Origin of the sequence: Flavobacterium sp. KS-LB2 (assembly GCF_036895565.1) — a bacterium.
Classification (GTDB): Bacteria; Bacteroidota; Bacteroidia; order Flavobacteriales; family Flavobacteriaceae; genus Flavobacterium.
In genome coordinates this window covers 2,616,311-2,633,317 of sequence record NZ_CP145904.1, presented here as the reverse complement: position 1 = coordinate 2,633,317, position 17,007 = coordinate 2,616,311, and the positions used below count along the sequence as shown (strand labels likewise).

Below are 17,007 nucleotides of genomic sequence, written 5' to 3'. Positions count from 1 at the left end.
TATTAGTGCTTATTTTTTGATTAAAAACAAAAAAGCACCAATCTTTTGATTAGTGCTTTTTTATAGATTAGAGAATTATAGTCTTTTTTTTATTCGAAACTGCCCATTAAAATTTCTAATATTTTAATAGCAGCTTCGCTAATTTTTGTTCCTGGTCCAAACACGGCAACAGCACCAGAATCAAATAAAAACTGGTAATCTTGCGCAGGAATTACTCCGCCTACAACCACCATAATATCTTCTCTTCCGTACTTTTTAAGTTCTTCAATTACTTGCGGAACAAGAGTTTTGTGTCCCGCAGCTAGAGAAGAAACTCCTAAAATATGCACGTCGTTTTCTACGGCTTGTTTAGCAGCTTCGGCTGGTGTTTGAAAAAGTGGACCAATGTCAACATCAAAACCAACATCAGCGTAGCCTGTAGCCACTACTTTTGCCCCACGATCGTGCCCGTCTTGTCCCATTTTTGCAATCATAATTCGCGGACGGCGTCCTTCTTTTTCAGCAAATTCATCTGCTAATTGCTTTGCTTTTTCAAAGCTTTTGTCGTCTTTTATTTCTTTACTATACACACCGCTAAATGATTTAATTTGTGCTTTGTATCTTCCAAAAACCGTTTCCAATGCCTCACTAATTTCTCCTAAAGTGGTTCGGTTTCTAGCAGCTTCAACGGCAATTTCCAGTAAATTACCTTCTCCTGTCTGCGCACAAAGGGTTAATTTTTTTAGTGAATTTTGTACTTTTTCTGTATCTCGGGTCGCTTTGATTCGGTCTAATTGTTCCAATTGTTGCTTGCGAACCATTTGGTTATCCACATCCAAAATTTGTAACGGATCTTCCTTTTCTAATCGATATTGGTTTACCCCTACAATGATATCCTGACCACTGTCTATTCGTGCTTGTTTTCTGGCTGCCGCTTCCTCGATTCTAAGTTTCGGAATTCCAGATTCAATGGCTTTAGTCATTCCGCCGAGTTCTTCTACTTCTTCGATAAGTTTCCAAGCGTTCTCAGCAATTTCATTGGTCAAACTTTCTACATAATAACTACCAGCCCAAGGATCAACCGTTTTTGTGATTTTAGTTTCTTCTTGTAAATAAAGCTGAGTGTTTCTAGCGATTCTTGCAGAGAAGTCCGTTGGTAATGCGATAGCTTCATCCAAAGCATTGGTGTGCAAAGATTGTGTACCTCCAAAAGCGGCAGCTGCAGCCTCGATACACGTTCGTGCCACATTGTTAAAAGGATCTTGCTCCGTTAAACTCCAACCCGAAGTTTGACAATGGGTTCGTAACGCTAATGATTTATCGTCTTTGGGTTCAAATTGTTTTACTAGTTTTGCCCATATCATTCTCCCAGCACGCATTTTGGCAATTTCCATAAAATGGTTCATTCCAATCGCCCAGAAAAAAGAAAGGCGCGGAGCAAATTCATCAATTTTCATTCCGGTTGCTAATCCCGTTCGAATGTATTCTAGCCCATCAGCCAGAGTGTAGGCTAATTCAATGTCAGCTGTGGCTCCCGCTTCTTGCATGTGGTATCCAGATATAGAAATCGAGTTGAATTTGGGCATTTTTTTGCTGGTGAATTCAAAAATATCAGCAATGATTTTCATCGAAGGAGTTGGCGGATAAATATACGTGTTACGCACCATGAATTCTTTCAGAATGTCATTTTGTATTGTTCCGGAAAGTAACTCGGGTTTTACGCCTTGTTCTTCGGCGGCGACAATATAGAAAGCCATAATAGGTAAAACAGCGCCATTCATCGTCATAGAAACTGACATTTCATCTAGTGGAATTTGGTCGAATAATACTTTCATATCTTCCACGGAATCAATCGCAACTCCCGCTTTTCCCACATCGCCTACGACACGTTCATGATCGGAATCATAGCCGCGATGAGTAGGTAAATCAAAAGCGATGGAAAGTCCTTTTTGACCCGCAGCCAAGTTTCTTCTGTAAAAAGCATTGCTTTCTTCGGCAGTAGAAAATCCGGCATATTGGCGTACGGTCCATGGTCGGCGAACGTACATTGTTGCGTACGGTCCACGTAAATTAGGTGCAAAACCAGCCCCAAAATCAAGATGCGTAAGCTTTTCAATATCTTGTTTTGAATAAGTTGGTTTTAGTTCGATTCCTTCTGAGGTTAGAAATACATCGTCCAAAGAATTTTCATTCTCAGTTTTAAACGGAGCACTTTCTAATTTTATATTTTGTAAATCTTTTCTTTTCATTTGTTTAGTACCAAATTACGTGAATGCTGATGCGTTTTTAATTTTGATTGGGTTGACATTTCTGAATGTTATTCAAGATTCAATCGCTCTTGTTCTATTTTTTCGGCCAGACGTTTTTCGATTATTGGTGTAATCAAAGTTTTTCTTGGTTTGACTTTTACAAAAGGAAATAGTTCTAAATCATGTTTCATTTTATCCTGTTTATTAGGGTGCTTGTTGGTGCCCAATAAAATTTCTTTCCCAGAATCAAATAATTCTTGAGCTGTGTCAGCACTTTCCTGAATTTTCCTTTTGATGATTCCATCATTAAGTTGTTTCAAGAAACCGCCATTTACTTCCATATCTTTGAACAAAGCCAACGATTTTTCAGCTAATTGATTGGTAAGATTTTCGATATAGTAACTTCCGTCAGCCGGATTATTTACTTTGTCAAAGTAACTTTCGTTTTTAAGAATCAATAATTGATTTCTGGCAATGCGGTCACCAAATTCATTGTCTTTGTGGTACAGTGCATCGTATGGCAAATTAGCAATAGCATCAGCTCCGCCAATAATTGCGCTCATACATTCGGTTGTGGTACGCAACATATTTACATTATAATCATACAATGTTTTGTTTCGTTTTGTAGGTGAGACAACGATGTGGCAATCTAAGTTGTGATTGTATTCTTTGGCAATTAGATTAAAAAGTAGTCGCAATGCTCTTAGTTTGGCAATTTCAAAAAAGTAATTTGTCCCCACGGCAACTTCAAAAACGATAGGTTTATTTATTGCTTCAATTCTATTGAAATATTCATTGGCGTGTCCTAAACTATAGGCAATTTGCTGCACCATGTTAGCGCCAGCATTTTGATACAAAGCTGCATTGATACTTATTAACGATACTGATGTTATTGCCGTTGAAAGTAAGTTTAATGTTTCAAAATTATTTTTTTCTTTAGTTGCAAACCAGTTCCCGTCTTTGGCTAATTGCCCAATTGGGTCCAGATTACAGAAAATGACAGTGTTATTTTTCTTTGCAAACGCATCTATTTTTTTAACGAAATCGATTGAAATAAAACCCAGATTAAAATAAATTGTAACTTTTTCTAAAGGTAATTTCTCCAATAGATTGGTAACATCAATTGATTCGTTTTCTATTGTAAATCTTAGGCTATCCGCACCACGACTCAAGGAATCTAATGCTCTTTCGATAGATTTTTCAATATCATAAACAAATATATTTTGGCAAATTCTGAATTTTGTTGCCTTTGTAGGTATTGAAAAAGCTTTAGAGAATTCATCTTTGTGGTAAAAAGGTTTCACTTGAATGTCCTCGGGAGAATTCCAAACTACCGTTTCATTGTAATCAGCTCCATTGAGTTCAAATTGGATTTTTTGTTTCCATTGTTTGGAGGAAATAGGATTGAAATCATCGAAAAGATTTGTTGTCATTTTGTTTATGGTTTTCATAATCTCAACTTTATCTCTCCCGAATTTTGGGGAGAGAGTGAGCTGAAAATAGGTGTTTTATTTTCAATAATTACTATTATTTTACGTTCCCCTGCCTTTGAGAAGGTTAGAGATGGAAAATTATTTTTTAATTGTATCGCCTTCGAATTCAATGATGTAGATGTCCTCGCTGTCTTTTTTCATGTAGTATTTCTCTCGGGCGTATTTTTCTATTTGTTCAGAATTTTTTAATTGCTTGATGTTTTCTTGGTCTTTTTTTATTTCCTCCTTATAATAGTTAGCGTTATCTTCTAATTCATTGATTTGTTTGTCTAATACGCGATGGCCGAAATAGGAATAGTTATCTAGAAAAATCATCCAAGTAGCAAAAAATAACAAAACCCAGACATATTTGTTACTTAATATTTTAAACCAAGGTTTGTCTTTATATGGATTTTTCATTTTTTATTTTTTTAGCCCCGATTACCTCACTTGATTTCTATTTTCATCGGAGTTCAGTGAACTTCGTTTAAAATGGAAATTTTTTTTAGTAAGTGATGATGATTTAAAAATATACACTTACTAAAAGATTGCAATGGAAAGCGGGAAATAGCTTCTAATAATTTTCACACTAAAATTACAAATAATTTACAGAATTTTTTGATTTATTACGGCGCGAACCACATCAATGGCAACAGTATTGTATTTGTCGTTTGGAATGATGATATCTGCAAAAGCTTTCGTTGGCTCTATGAATTGCTCGTGCATAGGCTTTAGCGTGTTTTGATAACGGTTGATTACTTCATTCATATCGCGACCACGTTCAGCTATATCGCGTTTCATACGGCGTATTAATCGTTCATCAGAATCAGCATGAACATATATTTTTACATCAAATAATTCTCTTAATTCTGGATTTGCCAAAATTAAAATTCCTTCCACAATCATTACTTTTCTAGGATGTGTGAAAACGGTATCGTCCGTTCTATTGTGCGTTACAAACGAATAAACGGGTTGATGGATGTTGTTTCCTTCTTTTAATTCTTTAAGGTGCGTTACCAATAATTCAAAATCAATGGCGCGGGGATGATCAAAATTAATTAATGCTCTTTCATCAAATGATAGTCCGCGATTTTCTTTGTAATACGAGTCTTGCGAAATAATTCCTACTTCGGTTTCTGGTAATTCATTCATGATTTGATGTACAACGGTTGTTTTTCCGCTTCCTGTACCACCTGCGATTCCTATAATGAGCATAATTTTTTTGTTATGTATTTTATCTGGACAAAAATAGGAATTTAATTGGGAGTGGATTTTATTTTTTGAGGAAATCTTGCTAATTTAATATATTTAATGGTTGTTAGTATTTTACTTTTTTTGCTACCTTTAGTTTCTAAAACAGACTATTTTGTATTCACAAATCAATAATAATATAAGTCGCTATGTTACTTTTGAACCCAATGAATTAAAGATTTTCAATTCTTTATTGGAATATAAAACAGTTCCTAAGAAAACGATTTTACTTCATGAAGGCGAAATGTGTAATTTTGAAGCCTTTGTCATCAAGGGCTGTGTTCGAAAATATTATATTGATGCTAATGGATTTGAAGTGATTTTGCAATTTGCCATCGAAAATGCTTGGGTTAGTGATATTTCGTTTAGTATTTATGAGGAAAAACCGAGTAGGGTGTATATCGAAACATTAGAAGATTGTGAATTTTTTATGTTTAGTCCTGAAACAAAAGAAACATTATTTATCCAAGCCCCAAAGTTTGAACGTGCTTTTCGCATCCTAATGCAACGCAGTCTTGCGGTTACTCAAGAGCGCTTATTTAATACTATTTCTAAAACGGCTACGGAGAAATATTTAGAGTTTCTCGACCATTATCCCACACTTTCGCAGCGGGTCGCCCAGCATTATATTGCTTCATACTTGGGTATCTCTGCCGAGTTTCTAAGTAAAGTAAGGACTAAAATCGCGAAACACTAAATTTTCTTCTTTTTTCATTTCTTGTCCTAGTTCAATGCATGCGGTTTTTTTTTGAAGCAACTTTGTACCACAATATTAAAGAACAAGACAATGGAAAATACAGATAAATTAATAGACAATGTAATTAATCATGCCGTTTTGCATAAAGCAGATACACGTGGTCATGCTAATCACGGTTGGTTAGAATCGTACCACACTTTTAGCTTTGCTAATTATCACAATCCAGAGCGTATGAATTTTGGAGTGCTGCGCGTTCTGAATGATGATAGAGTCAATCAAGGAATGGGTTTTGGAAAACATCCGCATGATAATATGGAAATTATTTCCATTCCGCTCGAAGGTGATTTAGAACACCAAGACAGTATGGGAAATACTACCGTAATCAAAGAAGGAGATATTCAAGCCATGAGCGCCGGTACGGGTATTTTTCACAGCGAATACAATAAAAACAAAGATCAGTTGGTTAAGTTTTTGCAGATTTGGATTTATCCAAATCAGAAAAATGTAACGCCTCGTTATGACCAAATTACTTTAAATTTAAACGATCGTCACAACAAACTACAACAAATTTTATCACCAAATCCAGAAGATGACGGCGTTTGGATTCATCAAGATGCTTGGTTTCATATTGGGAAGTTTGACAAGGATTTTTCTACTTCGTATGAATTGAAAAAACCAGGAAACGGAATTTATGCTTTTGTTTTGAAAGGTGATTTTACGATAGGAAACATCGAGTTAAATGAACGTGACGGATTAGGAATTTGGGATACCAATGCGATTCAAATTACTGCTAATTCAGCTGATGCCGAAATCTTATTGATGGAAGTACCAATGCAATTCTAAATAAATAATTAATAATCATTTAAATAAAATAATATTATGTCAACAACAAAATGGGTAATTGACCCAACACACTCAGAAATTGGTTTTAAAGTGAAACACATGATGTTCACTAATGTTTCAGGTAAATTTTCAAAGTTTGATGCTACCATTGAATCAGAAGATACTAATTTAGAAAACGCGAAAATTGAATTTACAGGAGCAATTGATTCTGTAACAACAGGAAACGCAGATCGAGATACGCATTTATTGAGTGCTGACTTTTTTGATGCTGCTCAGTTTCCAGAAATTAAATTTAGCGCAACTTCTTTTACCAAAATTAATGAAGGCGAATATGAATTGGTTGGTGATTTAACATTACACGGCGTTACCAAATCAGTGAAATTAGCTGCTGATTATGGAGGATTAATGAAAGATCCATGGGGAAATACCAAAATGGCACTTGCATTAGAAGGAAAAATCAACAGAAAAGATTGGGGATTAAACTGGAATTCGGCTCTTGAAACTGGTGGCGTTTTAGTAAGTGAAGAAGTTCGTTTGAACATCGAATTACAATTTGTGCAACAATAATTTTAAAGTACATAAACACAAATCTCAAAGGATTATTTTCTTTGAGGTTTGTATTTCTTAAATAGGAATGATGGAAACCATACATATTTTATACATAGGAAGACATCTAGAAATTTTGGCGACTGTGATCCGATTAATAAATGCAAACGACAATTGGAATGGAGTAGGCGTTATGAATGATGAGGAAGCAAAGGAAATTTTTCTAAGAAAAGATTTTTCACTTGTATTGTTGGGTTCAGGAATTCAGGAAGAAAGCGAAACTGATTTATGCGCTTTTTTCAAAAATAAAAATCCAAATATTAACATTGTTCAGCATTACGGTGGAGGAAGTGGTTTGCTGAAAAGTGAAATTGTACTTGCTTTGGATAACAATAAAAATCAGCCGAAATAAAAAGAGAGTCATGTGAATGACTCTCTTTTGTATTTTATATAAAACTATTATTTATTCTTCTTTGCTTTGATCATCATTTCTAATTGATCCCAAAGTTCCTCTGGAATTGCTTCAAGTAAATTGAACTGTCCGGCGCCTTTCAGCCATTCACCACCATCAATTGTAATAACATCTCCGTTGATGTATGCTGAAAAATCAGAAACTAAATAAGCCGCTAAGTTGGCTAATTCTTGGTGATCACCCACACGTTTTAATGGTACTTTTTTAGCCATATCAAACTTTTCAGCTAGATCTCCAGGTAACAATCTATCCCAAGCTCCTTTGGTAGGGAACGGTCCTGGAGCAATTGCATTCGAACGAATTCCGTATTTTGCCCATTCGACAGCAAGACTTCGTGTCATAGCCAAAACTCCCGCTTTTGCAGTAGCACTTGGCACCACATAAGCGGATCCTGTCCAAGCGTAAGTCGTAACAATATTCAAAATGGTCGATGATTTTTGTTTGGTGTCAATCCAATGTTTTCCAAAAGCAAGTGTACAGTTTTTGGTTCCTTTTAAAACGATATCAATTACAGTGTCAAAAGCATTGGCAGATAATCTTTCAGTTGGAGAAATGAAATTTCCGGCAGCATTATTTAGTAAAACATCTACTTTTCCAAAAGTTTTCAAAACTTCTTGTAGCATGTTTTCTACTTCTTCATAATGACGCACATCACATTGAATCGGTAGGCAAGTTCCTCCCGTTTCCGTTTCCAGTTCTGCAGCGGTATTTTTTAGTTTTTCTAAATCTCTTGAAGTAATGGCAACTTGAGCACCCAATTCCAAGAAATATTTAGTCATCGCTTTTCCTAAACCGCTTCCGCCTCCGGTTACAACAATCACTTTGCCTTTCAGGGCATCGTCGCGTAACATTTTATCTGTATAACTCATATTTTGATATTTTTTATTGTAAATATAATAAATTAAATAGTATGCGTGCATAATAAAAAAAACAAAATCGTTTCTTTTAAATGGCGCACAATCTTTTAGCGGCTTCTTCCAGCGTAGCATTGTCTTTGGCAAAGCAAAACCGAATTAATTTTAGGTCTTTTCCATCGGCATAAAAAGTAGAAATAGGAATTGCAGCCACGCCATGTTCCATGATGAGGCGTTTGCAAAAATCAACATCGCTCTCCTTTGATATAGTTGCATACGAAGCCACTTGAAAATAAGTTCCTTCGCACGGCATGAGTTCAAAGCGGCTGTTTTTCAATAATTGTCTAAAATAATCCCGTTTTTCCTGATATAACTTCCCTATTTCAGAAACGGAAACAATATCTAAATACTCACTTATGGCAATTTGACAAATGCTGTTTACACTAAAAACTAAAAACTGATGTACTTTTTTGATTTCCGTCATTAAATATTCGGGTGCTACCAAATAGCCAATTTTCCATCCCGTAACATGGAACGATTTTCCAAAAGAGGAAACCATCACACAACGATTTAATAGTTTCTCCCGGATATGAGCCGAAATATGTTTCTCCTCGAAAGTAATGTATTCATAGACTTCGTCAGAAAGGAGTATAATATCAGGGTGTTTTTCGAGCAGCATTTCCAAGGCTTCAAAATCGGATTCCGTCAAGATTTTCCCCGTTGGATTATGCGGATTATTGATAATTATCATTTTAGTTTTGGATGTACAAGCCTTTTCGATAATTTCCCAATTTGGAGTATAATCATCATTCAATGCTACTCGAACTGGATTTGCGTTACTCAATAATACAGGTGCTTCATAGCAATCATAACTTGGATCTAAAATAATCACTTCGTCATTATTTTTTACCAAAGCCGTTATGATGGTAAAAATAGCTTGAGTGGCTCCAGCAGTGACAAGTAATTCCGTTTCAGGCTGAACAGTTCTTCCGTAGGAGTTTTTGACTAATGTTGCTATTTTTGATAATAATGGGGCGTAGCCAGACATTGGTGTGTATTGATGTACATTTTCTTTTGCCAATTTGGCAACAATATCAGTTAATCTTTCGTCAACAGGAAAGTTTGGAAAGCCTTGAGAAAGATTGATTGCATTATGTTCAGCTGCCATTTTTGACATTACTGTAAAAATACTCGTGCTGATATTTGGTAGTTTACTCATAAAAAAACATTGATTACTGTATAAAAGTAGTAGTTTAATTCTAAGTTTTATTTTTTACCGACTTAAAATTATCAAAAAATATAGTTGTAAGTTACTAATTGGATAAATTGTATTTAAGAAAAAAGCCACCAATTTGGTAGCTTTTCATCAGGGTTAGTGGTAGTCTAATTTTCCTTAATAATTTCACCATCTGGTTTGACAATTAATTTACGAACGGTATTGCCTTTTTTTATTTTAATGTTATACTCTTTTTTAATTATATCACCTTCTTCTTGTGAATATAAATATTTGTCATTTATAATTTGCCAACCTGGATAAGTTTTGTAAATGGAATAAATTATACTATTGGGAAGTTTTATATTTTTATAGTTCTCAATGACACTAGTCAATTTTCCATTTTCATTGTATGTGGCAGTCAATGTCCCTTTACTAGTTTCCATAATCACTAAATAATTTTCGAATCCCTCATAGTCTCTTCCTAAATCATAGGCTATGAATTTTTCTTCAAGTGCTCTTACACTTTTATCAGGGTTTCTGTCAGGTAAATAAATCGAAAAGTCTTTACCGGCACTTTTTATTACAACTCCCGGTAAATTTTCCATTTTGATATTTCCTTGCCCTAAATTAACTTCTTTATCTTGGGAATAAGATAATGTAGTTATGCTTAAAAAAAATAAAACAATTATATATGATTTCATGATATTCTGTTTTTAAATTATTAGTTCAATACACAATACACTAATGATAAAAATAATTAGTAAGGCTTACTTTATTTCTTCCCCTTTTTGTTGATTTTTTTATTTAAATCATTAAAATTCATAGCATTAGTTGCTTATTTTTTTTGAATTTTGAGTCCAAAAATGATTGTGGGCAGTAGTAAAATTAGCTTTTTTTTATAGGTATGCAGGTTAATTTTTTTGTAAATAATGTTAATATAAATAAACATTTTTTTAGCAGGAAATTCCATTTGTAATAAGAAGGAAATAAGAAGTATTTGCTATCTCAAATTTAAAAAGAAGTTTTTTAGGAGGCATTTTTCAGTGAATTTTATAGACTATAGGAAAGTTCTCTAAAGTTTATTTTTGAAATAAAAATGTAGCACAAAAAAGTGTTTGAGGTACAATTAAAAAAAAGGGAATAGATCTAAATGAGGTTTAAAATGAATTTTTTTTAAAATCTAAAATAGATAATATTACATCTTATGAATAATAAAAATGGTAGGACGTTTATGTAAATCGATTGTCTCTTTTTTCCAAGCTGCAATTTTCTTGGTTTTGATGTATTCTGTTGGTAAGGTAATATCTGTAGCGATGCATAAATGCGTTTCGGGATGTAGTGTTTGAACTAAATCTTCTAGTAATTTGTTATTGCGATAGGGAGTTTCTATGAAAATTTGAGATTGATTTTTTTCAAAAGATACTCTTTCCAGAGTTTTAAAGCTTGCTTTCTTTTCCTCTTTTTCGATAGGCAAGTAACCATGAAATGTAAAACTTTGTCCGTTCATTCCAGATGCCATCATAGCCAAAAGGATAGAAGAAGGTCCAACTAAAGGGATAACTTGTATGCCTTTTTCGTGTGCCAATTTTACAATAACCGCACCAGGATCAGCAACACCAGGACAACCTGCTTCACTCATTAAGCCCATGTTTTGCCCTTCTAGTAAAGGTTTAATGAAGTCTAAATGCTCTTTTGTTTCGGTGTGTTTGTTTAACACAAATAGTTTCAACTCGGATTGTTTCTTTTCAGGACTTACACCTTTTATAGATTTACGGGCTGTTTTGTCATTTTCAACAATGTAATAATCAATAAGATCAATACTTCTTTTTATGGTTTGTGGTAAAACATCCATTGGATCACTTTCTCCCATAGTAGTTGGGATTAAATACAGTTTTCCTGATAAAGTACTTGTTTTCATTGTTGTAGTTTTAGGTTTTTAGAGTAAATTTTCTGTTGATTTATTGGGAAAATTTAACCTCAAAGGACTATTGATGTTTTTCAATTAATTTTTTTGCAATTATATCGCAAACTTCATCAAGCATAGTATACACTATTTCAAATCCATTGGATAAACCAAAATAAGGATCTGGAACATCTACTTTTTCATTTGGAAATAATTCATCTAAAATTAATTTGACTTTTTGTTTTTGTTCTTGATTTTCGGCAAGTTCTATAACATCATTGTAATTAGAATTATCCATTACATAGATATAATCAAAAGCATTGAAATCAGATTTACTGAATTGTCTTCCTTTTTGATCTGCAATATTAATTTTATTTTTTTTTGCTACAGCAATGGAACGATCATCTGGTTTATGGCCAACATGCCAAGAACCTGTTCCTGCTGAATCAACTTTGAATTTGTTTTTTGGGAGCTTTGATGCTAAAATACCTTCGGCTAAGGGTGATCGACAAATATTGCCTAAACAGACCATTAAAATTTTTACAGACATGATGCGTTTACAGCGTTAATTTTTTATTAATGTCTTCCACAAATTTTTTAAATTGTTTGTCGGTTGCCACTAAATTGTCAACGGTTTTGCAGGCATGTAATACGGTGGCGTGATCACGGTCTCCAATTTGGGAGCCAATATTTGCCAAAGATGCTTTGGTGAATTTTTTAGCAAAAAACATGGCCAATTGTCTTGCTTGAACAACGTGCCTTTTTCTGGTTTTTGATTGTAATGTTTCTAAATCCAATTGGAAATAATCCGAAACAATTTTTTGAATATAATCGATAGAAATTTCTCGTTTTACATTTTTTACAAATTTTTCAACTACACTTTTGGCAAGCTCAAGTGTAACTTCTTTTTTGTTAAAGGAAGATTGTGCAATCAGTGAAATTATTGCTCCTTCAAGTTCTCTTACATTCGATTTGATGTTTCTAGCAACATATTCTATTATTTCTTCTGGGATTTCAACACCATCTCTGTACAATATGTTTTTTAGGATAGAAATCCTAGTTTCATAATCGGGTTGGTGCAATTCAGCAGACAATCCCCATTTGAAACGCGATAATAAGCGTTGTTCAATATCTTGCATGTCAACTGGTGCCTTGTCTGATGTCAAGATTACCTGTTTTCCATTTTGATGCAAATAATTGAATATATGGAAAAAAACATCCTGTGTTCCTGACTTTCCTGAAAGGAATTGTACATCATCAATAATTAAAACATCAATTAATTGATAGAAGTGAATGAAATCATTTCGGTTGTTTTTCTTAACCGAGTCAATATATTGTTGTGTGAAAATCTCTGCTGAAATGTATAAAACAGTTTTTTCAGGGTATTTGTCTTTTATCTCCACACCAATAGCATGTGCTAAGTGTGTTTTCCCGAGTCCAACTCCACCAAATATCAATAAAGGATTAAACGAAGTTCCTCCAGGTTTATTGGCAACAGCCATACCTGCTGAACGCGCTAATCTGTTGGAATCTCCTTCCAGAAAATTATCAAAACTATAATTTGCATTTAGTTGAGATTCAATTTTTAAATTTCGAATCCCTGGGATTACAAAAGGATTTTTTAATTCAGGGTTTAAGTTTTTGAATGGCGCATCTACTTCTTGAGGCTTCATAGGAACTCTATTGGCACTTGGCAATTGCTCCGTAAACGGTTGTTTGTTGCCATAAGTGTTTTCCATTCTAATTTTATAGAGTAACTTTGCATTTTTCCCCAGTTCTTTGGTAAGGGCAACTTTTAATAATTTCACATAGTGTTCTTCTAGCCATTCGTAGAAAAATTTACTTGGAACTTGAATATATAATGCGTTATCGGTAAGTTCAACTGATTTGATTGGTTCGAACCAAGTTTTGTAAGCTTGATCCTGAATGTTGTCTTTTATGAAAGACAAACAGTTTTCCCATACTGATTGAGCAGTTTTGTTCATATATTCTATTAAATTATTTTTAATTGGTAATTTTTATCTTACTAAAAAAAGTGTGAAATTCTATTATTTATCGGGGTAACAAATATGTGAACAAATTTCTGTAAAAAAAAATATATTGGACAATAATTTTCCAAATTATTGTTGTAAGGAGCTTTTTAAATTTAAAAATTTTAATACATAATTAATGAAAGATCATCAAATACAAGTTAGGGTTCGTTACTCTGAAACGGACCAAATGGGCGTTGTATATCATGGAAATTACATTCCTTATTTTGAGATAGGAAGAGTGGAATGGCTTAGAAACAAAGGGATTTCATATAAAAACATGGAAGAAAGTGGTATTGCACTTCCAATAGTTTCTATGAATATAAATTATAAAAAATCAGCACGCTATGATGAGTTGCTAACCGTTCATACGGTTTTCAAAAGTCAGAGTTCTGTGAAGATAGAATTTGATTGCGCTATTTATAATGAGTCTGATGAGTTATTAACAACAGCCCAATTTATCCTTGTTTTTGTGGCCTTAAAAACAGGTCGCCCAACGGCTCCGCCAGATTATATTTTAGAACTCTTAAAAACAATAGAATAAATTATAAAAACAGCAATTTTGAGTAGAAATTAGAGTCGTTTTATATCGATTTCAAACATTGATTTAAAAATGTCGAATACCATTTCGGCATTTTTTTTTCGAGTTTTTATTTCAATTTTGCCTATCGGAAGTCCTGAATCTTCATTTATTTCCATTTCTTGATTTACAATTTCAAGTTTTTTTTCCTTAATTACCCGCATTACTTTATTCATGTTTTTGTAATCAAATGTGATTGTAAAATGAATATCTATCGTTTTTTCGACAATTTCACAGGCTTCAAGGGCCATTTGTGCGGTCGTTTTGTAAGCGGAGATTAATCCTCCAACGCCTAATTTTACGCCACCAAATATTCGAACGACAACAATAAGTACATTGGTTACTGAAAAAGACTGGATTTGTCCATAAATAGGCATTCCTGCACTATTACTAGGTTCGCCATCATCATTTGCTCTATACGTTATAACATCAGCGCCTATTTGATAGGCATAACAAAAATGTCCAGCATTAGGGTGTTGTTTTCGTAACGTTTCGATAAGTGGTTTTACTTCTTCTTCTGATTGAATTGGAAAAGCATAACCAAAAAACTTGCTATTTTTCTCTTTGAATACTACTTCTTCACAAGCGAAATCAATGGTGTTGTACGTGTCTTTAAATTCCAAAAGGTACTTTTCTAAATTATTTTTTTGTCAAATAGATGAACAACATCTTCTTGTCCCACTTGTAAATTCCAAACTTGAAATCCTAATGCAAGGGCTGCGTCAGTATTTTCTTTTTTGTCATCAATGAATAAAGTGCGTTTTGGTGTTAAATCATGTTTTTTTATCAAGTAGTTAAAAATTTCGGCGTCGGGTTTTCGCATGCCTAATTCAAAAGAAAAATATACCCTTTCAAAACATTGGTAAAATTCTCTGTAAAAAGTGACTCCGGCTTTGTGCTGAAAGCTATCAATGTGTATAGCGTCGGTATTGCTTAGTAAGAACAAGCGGTATTTTTGCGAAAGCATTTGTAAAAATTCAAGTCTGTACAATGGAAAATCCAATAAAATGGTATTCCAAGCACTTCTTATCTCATCTATAGAAGCATTAGGCATGTGTTTCTGAAAGCCTTCAATAAATTCAAGTTCAGAAATTTTTCCTTTTTCAAATGATAGATTGAGTTTATCTAAATCCTCAGACCATTCTTTTAAGCCTAATTTAGTAAACTCCACAATCGGAGCTTGTTTGTCTAAGTTGATAAAAATATCTCCAAAATCAAATAGTATAGTGTTAATCATAGTTTCTTATTAATAGTAGTTGATCAGTATCAATAGATTGTTTTTTGAACTGGTTCTTAACAAAATCTGGAGCTTTAGTTCCTTCGTTAAATTCAACATTTCCAACAAATATTCTTGCTTCATCCCAAAGATTGGCATCAATAAATGTTTGTAAAGTTTGCCGTCCGCCTTCGATGATGATGGATTGAATTTGATGCTTATATAGCGATTCTATTACTTGTGTTGCTATGTTTTGTTCAAAATCAATATACTCAAAGATACAGTTTTCTTTCTCAATAGATTGTTTCGATTTAGAAAATAGGATTGTTTTAACTTGATTGTCAAATACATGGCTGTCTTTTGGGATGCGGTTGTTTTGGTCTAAAACTACTCTGATTGGATTGTTTCCAGACCAATCGCGTGCATTTAATTTTGGATTGTCATCAATCACTGTTTGAGTTCCTACTAGAATCGCTTGTTCCTCGGTACGCCATTTATGGACTAATTGTCTTGAATACTGATTTGTAATCCAGACTGGTTTCTTTTCTGATTTTTCTTTTGGTCCGATAAAACCATCTTTACTTTCGGCCCATTTCAAAATAATATAGGGTCTTTTCTTTTCGTGGAATGTAAAAAACCTTTTATTGAGTTCATTGCATTCTTCTTCAAGAATTCTAACAGTGACATGTATCCCGGCTTCCATTAGTTTTTTTATTCCGTTTCCAGCTACTTTTATATTGGGGTCAACAGTTCCGATAACTACATTTGGAATTTTATTTTTGATAATCAAATCACAACAAGGTGGCGTTTTGCCAAAATGACTACACGGTTCTAAACTCACATAAATAGTCGCTTTTTTCAACAACGATTTATCTTTCACTGAGTTCACTGCGTTTACCTCGGCGTGCGGTTCTCCAGCTTTTTTGTGCCAGCCTTCGCCAATGATTTTGTTGTCATAAACAATAACACTGCCTACCAAAGGATTTGGATACGTTGTTCCCAAACCATTTCTGGCTAATTCGATGCAGCGTTGCATGTATTTTTCATGTATTTTCACAGTACAAAAGTAGTTATTTTGGGTTTAGCCTCGAAACTTCGGGATTAGTTTTGAAACTTTCTAAAATAACAATAAACAATTTCTACTTTTGCATATAAAATTAGTTAGCAATAGAAATGGAAAAGTATAGGATTAGAGAAATAAAGAAAGAAGATAATAAGGCAGTAGCAGCTTTAATTAGAGCTGTTTTTGACGAATTGAACATCCCAAAGGTAGGAACCGCTTATGAGGATCCGTATTTGGATTTAATGTTTGAGGAATATAGTAAGCCAAAATCGGTTTATTTTGTTCTAGAAAAAGAAGGTAAAATTCTTGGCTGTGCTGGCATAGCGCCACTTGAAAATGAAGCTGAAACTATCTGTGAGCTTCAAAAAATGTATTTTTTACCAGAAACCAGAGGTCTTGGATTAGGAAGTCAAATGATGGCAACTTGCTTGCAAAGTGCCAAAGATTTTGGTTTCGAAAAATGCTATTTAGAAACCATGCCTTTTATGCTTGATGCTCAAAAATTATACAAGAAAGTAGGGTTCGAATATATTTGTTCTCCCATGGGAAGTACGGGTCATACGAGCTGTCCTATTTGGATGCTGAAGGATTTAACAGCGTAGATTTTTGGTAAACGATTTAAGATTGCAGATTTGA

19 protein-coding genes are annotated in these 17,007 nt (G+C 33.8%); 6 read left to right on the top strand and 13 right to left on the bottom strand.

Annotation, left to right across the window (positions count from 1 at the left end; all coding sequences use genetic code 11):
- Positions 1–89: 89 nt before the first annotated feature.
- The 4 genes from scpA to udk all read right to left on the bottom strand — a co-directional run bounded on the left by scpA (position 90) and on the right by udk (position 4,915).
- Positions 90–2,228: a methylmalonyl-CoA mutase gene (gene scpA / locus V5J73_RS11210; RefSeq protein WP_338645927.1), complete on the bottom strand. Its 2,139-nt coding sequence runs from the start codon at positions 2,226–2,228 to the stop codon at positions 90–92.
- A gap of 68 nt (positions 2,229–2,296) precedes the next feature.
- A complete protein-coding gene (locus V5J73_RS11205; protein WP_338648620.1) occupies positions 2,297–3,661 on the bottom strand; it encodes a methylmalonyl-CoA mutase subunit beta in 1,365 nt (454 codons plus the stop codon).
- 138 nt (positions 3,662–3,799) lie between these two features.
- Entirely contained in the window at positions 3,800–4,120 is a 321-nt protein-coding gene (locus V5J73_RS11200; RefSeq protein WP_338645925.1) for an FtsB family cell division protein, read from the bottom strand.
- Between the two features lie 186 nt (positions 4,121–4,306).
- Positions 4,307–4,915 (bottom strand): uridine kinase, encoded by a 609-nt coding sequence (udk, locus tag V5J73_RS11195; protein ID WP_338645923.1) that lies wholly within the window; start codon positions 4,913–4,915, stop codon positions 4,307–4,309.
- 151 nt (positions 4,916–5,066) lie between these two features.
- Between udk and V5J73_RS11190 the strand changes: the two genes are divergently transcribed.
- The 4 genes from V5J73_RS11190 (at position 5,067) to V5J73_RS11175 (ending at position 7,449) form a co-directional block, all read left to right on the top strand.
- Positions 5,067–5,648, top strand: a complete 582-nt coding sequence (locus V5J73_RS11190; protein ID WP_338645921.1) for a Crp/Fnr family transcriptional regulator — start codon at positions 5,067–5,069, stop codon at positions 5,646–5,648.
- A gap of 90 nt (positions 5,649–5,738) precedes the next feature.
- The gene (locus V5J73_RS11185) at positions 5,739–6,491 is read left to right on the top strand and encodes a pirin family protein (protein WP_338645919.1); all 753 of its coding nucleotides are present in this window, start codon (positions 5,739–5,741) and stop codon (positions 6,489–6,491) included.
- A 36-nt stretch (positions 6,492–6,527) separates the two neighbouring features.
- Positions 6,528–7,058, top strand: a complete 531-nt coding sequence (locus tag V5J73_RS11180) for a YceI family protein (protein ID WP_338645917.1) — start codon at positions 6,528–6,530, stop codon at positions 7,056–7,058.
- A gap of 70 nt (positions 7,059–7,128) precedes the next feature.
- Positions 7,129–7,449, top strand: a complete 321-nt coding sequence (locus V5J73_RS11175; RefSeq protein ID WP_338645915.1) for a hypothetical protein — start codon at positions 7,129–7,131, stop codon at positions 7,447–7,449.
- A 47-nt stretch (positions 7,450–7,496) separates the two neighbouring features.
- Here V5J73_RS11175 and V5J73_RS11170 read toward each other — a convergent pair whose 3' ends face one another.
- The 6 genes from V5J73_RS11170 to dnaA form a co-directional block, all read right to left on the bottom strand.
- On the bottom strand, positions 7,497–8,378 hold the full coding sequence (locus V5J73_RS11170; protein ID WP_338645914.1) for an SDR family oxidoreductase: 882 nt from the start codon (positions 8,376–8,378) through the stop codon (positions 7,497–7,499).
- A gap of 76 nt (positions 8,379–8,454) precedes the next feature.
- Entirely contained in the window at positions 8,455–9,582 is a 1,128-nt protein-coding gene (locus V5J73_RS11165) for a methionine aminotransferase (RefSeq protein WP_338645912.1), read from the bottom strand.
- Positions 9,583–9,746: 164 nt separating this feature from the next.
- Complete coding sequence (locus V5J73_RS11160) at positions 9,747–10,280, bottom strand: hypothetical protein (protein WP_338645911.1); 534 nt, start codon at positions 10,278–10,280, stop codon at positions 9,747–9,749.
- A gap of 494 nt (positions 10,281–10,774) precedes the next feature.
- Entirely contained in the window at positions 10,775–11,497 is a 723-nt protein-coding gene (locus V5J73_RS11155) for an SAM-dependent methyltransferase (RefSeq protein ID WP_338645909.1), read from the bottom strand.
- Between the two features lie 67 nt (positions 11,498–11,564).
- Positions 11,565–12,032 (bottom strand): low molecular weight protein-tyrosine-phosphatase, encoded by a 468-nt coding sequence (locus V5J73_RS11150; protein ID WP_338645907.1) that lies wholly within the window; start codon positions 12,030–12,032, stop codon positions 11,565–11,567.
- Positions 12,033–12,039: 7 nt separating this feature from the next.
- Positions 12,040–13,467, bottom strand: a complete 1,428-nt coding sequence (gene dnaA / locus V5J73_RS11145; protein WP_035674283.1) for a chromosomal replication initiator protein DnaA — start codon at positions 13,465–13,467, stop codon at positions 12,040–12,042.
- A gap of 184 nt (positions 13,468–13,651) precedes the next feature.
- Between dnaA and V5J73_RS11140 the strand changes: the two genes are divergently transcribed.
- Positions 13,652–14,056, top strand: a complete 405-nt coding sequence (locus V5J73_RS11140; RefSeq protein WP_338645906.1) for an acyl-CoA thioesterase — start codon at positions 13,652–13,654, stop codon at positions 14,054–14,056.
- A gap of 29 nt (positions 14,057–14,085) precedes the next feature.
- Here V5J73_RS11140 and V5J73_RS11135 read toward each other — a convergent pair whose 3' ends face one another.
- From V5J73_RS11135 to ribD, 3 genes are read right to left on the bottom strand one after another with little or no spacing between them, the layout of a single operon-like run.
- A complete protein-coding gene (locus V5J73_RS11135; protein WP_338645904.1) occupies positions 14,086–14,715 on the bottom strand; it encodes an IMPACT family protein in 630 nt (209 codons plus the stop codon).
- Positions 14,716–14,726: 11 nt separating this feature from the next.
- Complete coding sequence (locus V5J73_RS11130) at positions 14,727–15,329, bottom strand: HAD family hydrolase (protein ID WP_338645902.1); 603 nt, start codon at positions 15,327–15,329, stop codon at positions 14,727–14,729.
- Positions 15,322–16,365 carry a bifunctional diaminohydroxyphosphoribosylaminopyrimidine deaminase/5-amino-6-(5-phosphoribosylamino)uracil reductase RibD gene (gene ribD / locus V5J73_RS11125; RefSeq protein WP_338645901.1) on the bottom strand — a complete coding sequence of 348 codons (1,044 nt, stop codon included), beginning with the start codon at positions 16,363–16,365 and terminating at the stop codon, positions 15,322–15,324. The genes V5J73_RS11130 and ribD overlap by 8 nt, the downstream gene beginning before the upstream one ends.
- 116 nt (positions 16,366–16,481) lie before the next feature.
- Here ribD and V5J73_RS11120 point away from each other — a divergent pair, with 116 nt between their 5' ends.
- On the top strand, positions 16,482–16,973 hold the full coding sequence (locus V5J73_RS11120) for a GNAT family N-acetyltransferase (RefSeq protein WP_338645899.1): 492 nt from the start codon (positions 16,482–16,484) through the stop codon (positions 16,971–16,973).
- Positions 16,974–17,007 lie beyond the last annotated feature (34 nt).

What these genes read in the sequence shown, in the direction of transcription:
- scpA (WP_338645927.1), bottom strand. Translation starts at nt 2,228, where the DNA reads ATGAAAAGAAAAGATTTACAAAATATAAAATTAGAAAGTGCTCCGTTT.
- V5J73_RS11205 (WP_338648620.1), bottom strand. Translation starts at nt 3,661, where the DNA reads ATGACAACAAATCTTTTCGATGATTTCAATCCTATTTCCTCCAAACAA.
- V5J73_RS11200 (WP_338645925.1), bottom strand. Translation starts at nt 4,120, where the DNA reads ATGAAAAATCCATATAAAGACAAACCTTGGTTTAAAATATTAAGTAAC.
- udk (WP_338645923.1), bottom strand. Translation starts at nt 4,915, where the DNA reads ATGCTCATTATAGGAATCGCAGGTGGTACAGGAAGCGGAAAAACAACC.
- V5J73_RS11185 (WP_338645919.1), top strand. Translation starts at nt 5,739, where the DNA reads ATGGAAAATACAGATAAATTAATAGACAATGTAATTAATCATGCCGTT.
- V5J73_RS11180 (WP_338645917.1), top strand. Translation starts at nt 6,528, where the DNA reads ATGTCAACAACAAAATGGGTAATTGACCCAACACACTCAGAAATTGGT.
- V5J73_RS11175 (WP_338645915.1), top strand. Translation starts at nt 7,129, where the DNA reads ATGGAAACCATACATATTTTATACATAGGAAGACATCTAGAAATTTTG.
- V5J73_RS11170 (WP_338645914.1), bottom strand. Translation starts at nt 8,378, where the DNA reads ATGAGTTATACAGATAAAATGTTACGCGACGATGCCCTGAAAGGCAAA.
- V5J73_RS11165 (WP_338645912.1), bottom strand. Translation starts at nt 9,582, where the DNA reads ATGAGTAAACTACCAAATATCAGCACGAGTATTTTTACAGTAATGTCA.
- V5J73_RS11160 (WP_338645911.1), bottom strand. Translation starts at nt 10,280, where the DNA reads ATGAAATCATATATAATTGTTTTATTTTTTTTAAGCATAACTACATTA.
- V5J73_RS11155 (WP_338645909.1), bottom strand. Translation starts at nt 11,497, where the DNA reads ATGAAAACAAGTACTTTATCAGGAAAACTGTATTTAATCCCAACTACT.
- V5J73_RS11150 (WP_338645907.1), bottom strand. Translation starts at nt 12,032, where the DNA reads ATGTCTGTAAAAATTTTAATGGTCTGTTTAGGCAATATTTGTCGATCA.
- dnaA (WP_035674283.1), bottom strand. Translation starts at nt 13,467, where the DNA reads ATGAACAAAACTGCTCAATCAGTATGGGAAAACTGTTTGTCTTTCATA.
- V5J73_RS11140 (WP_338645906.1), top strand. Translation starts at nt 13,652, where the DNA reads ATGAAAGATCATCAAATACAAGTTAGGGTTCGTTACTCTGAAACGGAC.
- V5J73_RS11130 (WP_338645902.1), bottom strand. Translation starts at nt 15,329, where the DNA reads ATGATTAACACTATACTATTTGATTTTGGAGATATTTTTATCAACTTA.
- V5J73_RS11120 (WP_338645899.1), top strand. Translation starts at nt 16,482, where the DNA reads ATGGAAAAGTATAGGATTAGAGAAATAAAGAAAGAAGATAATAAGGCA.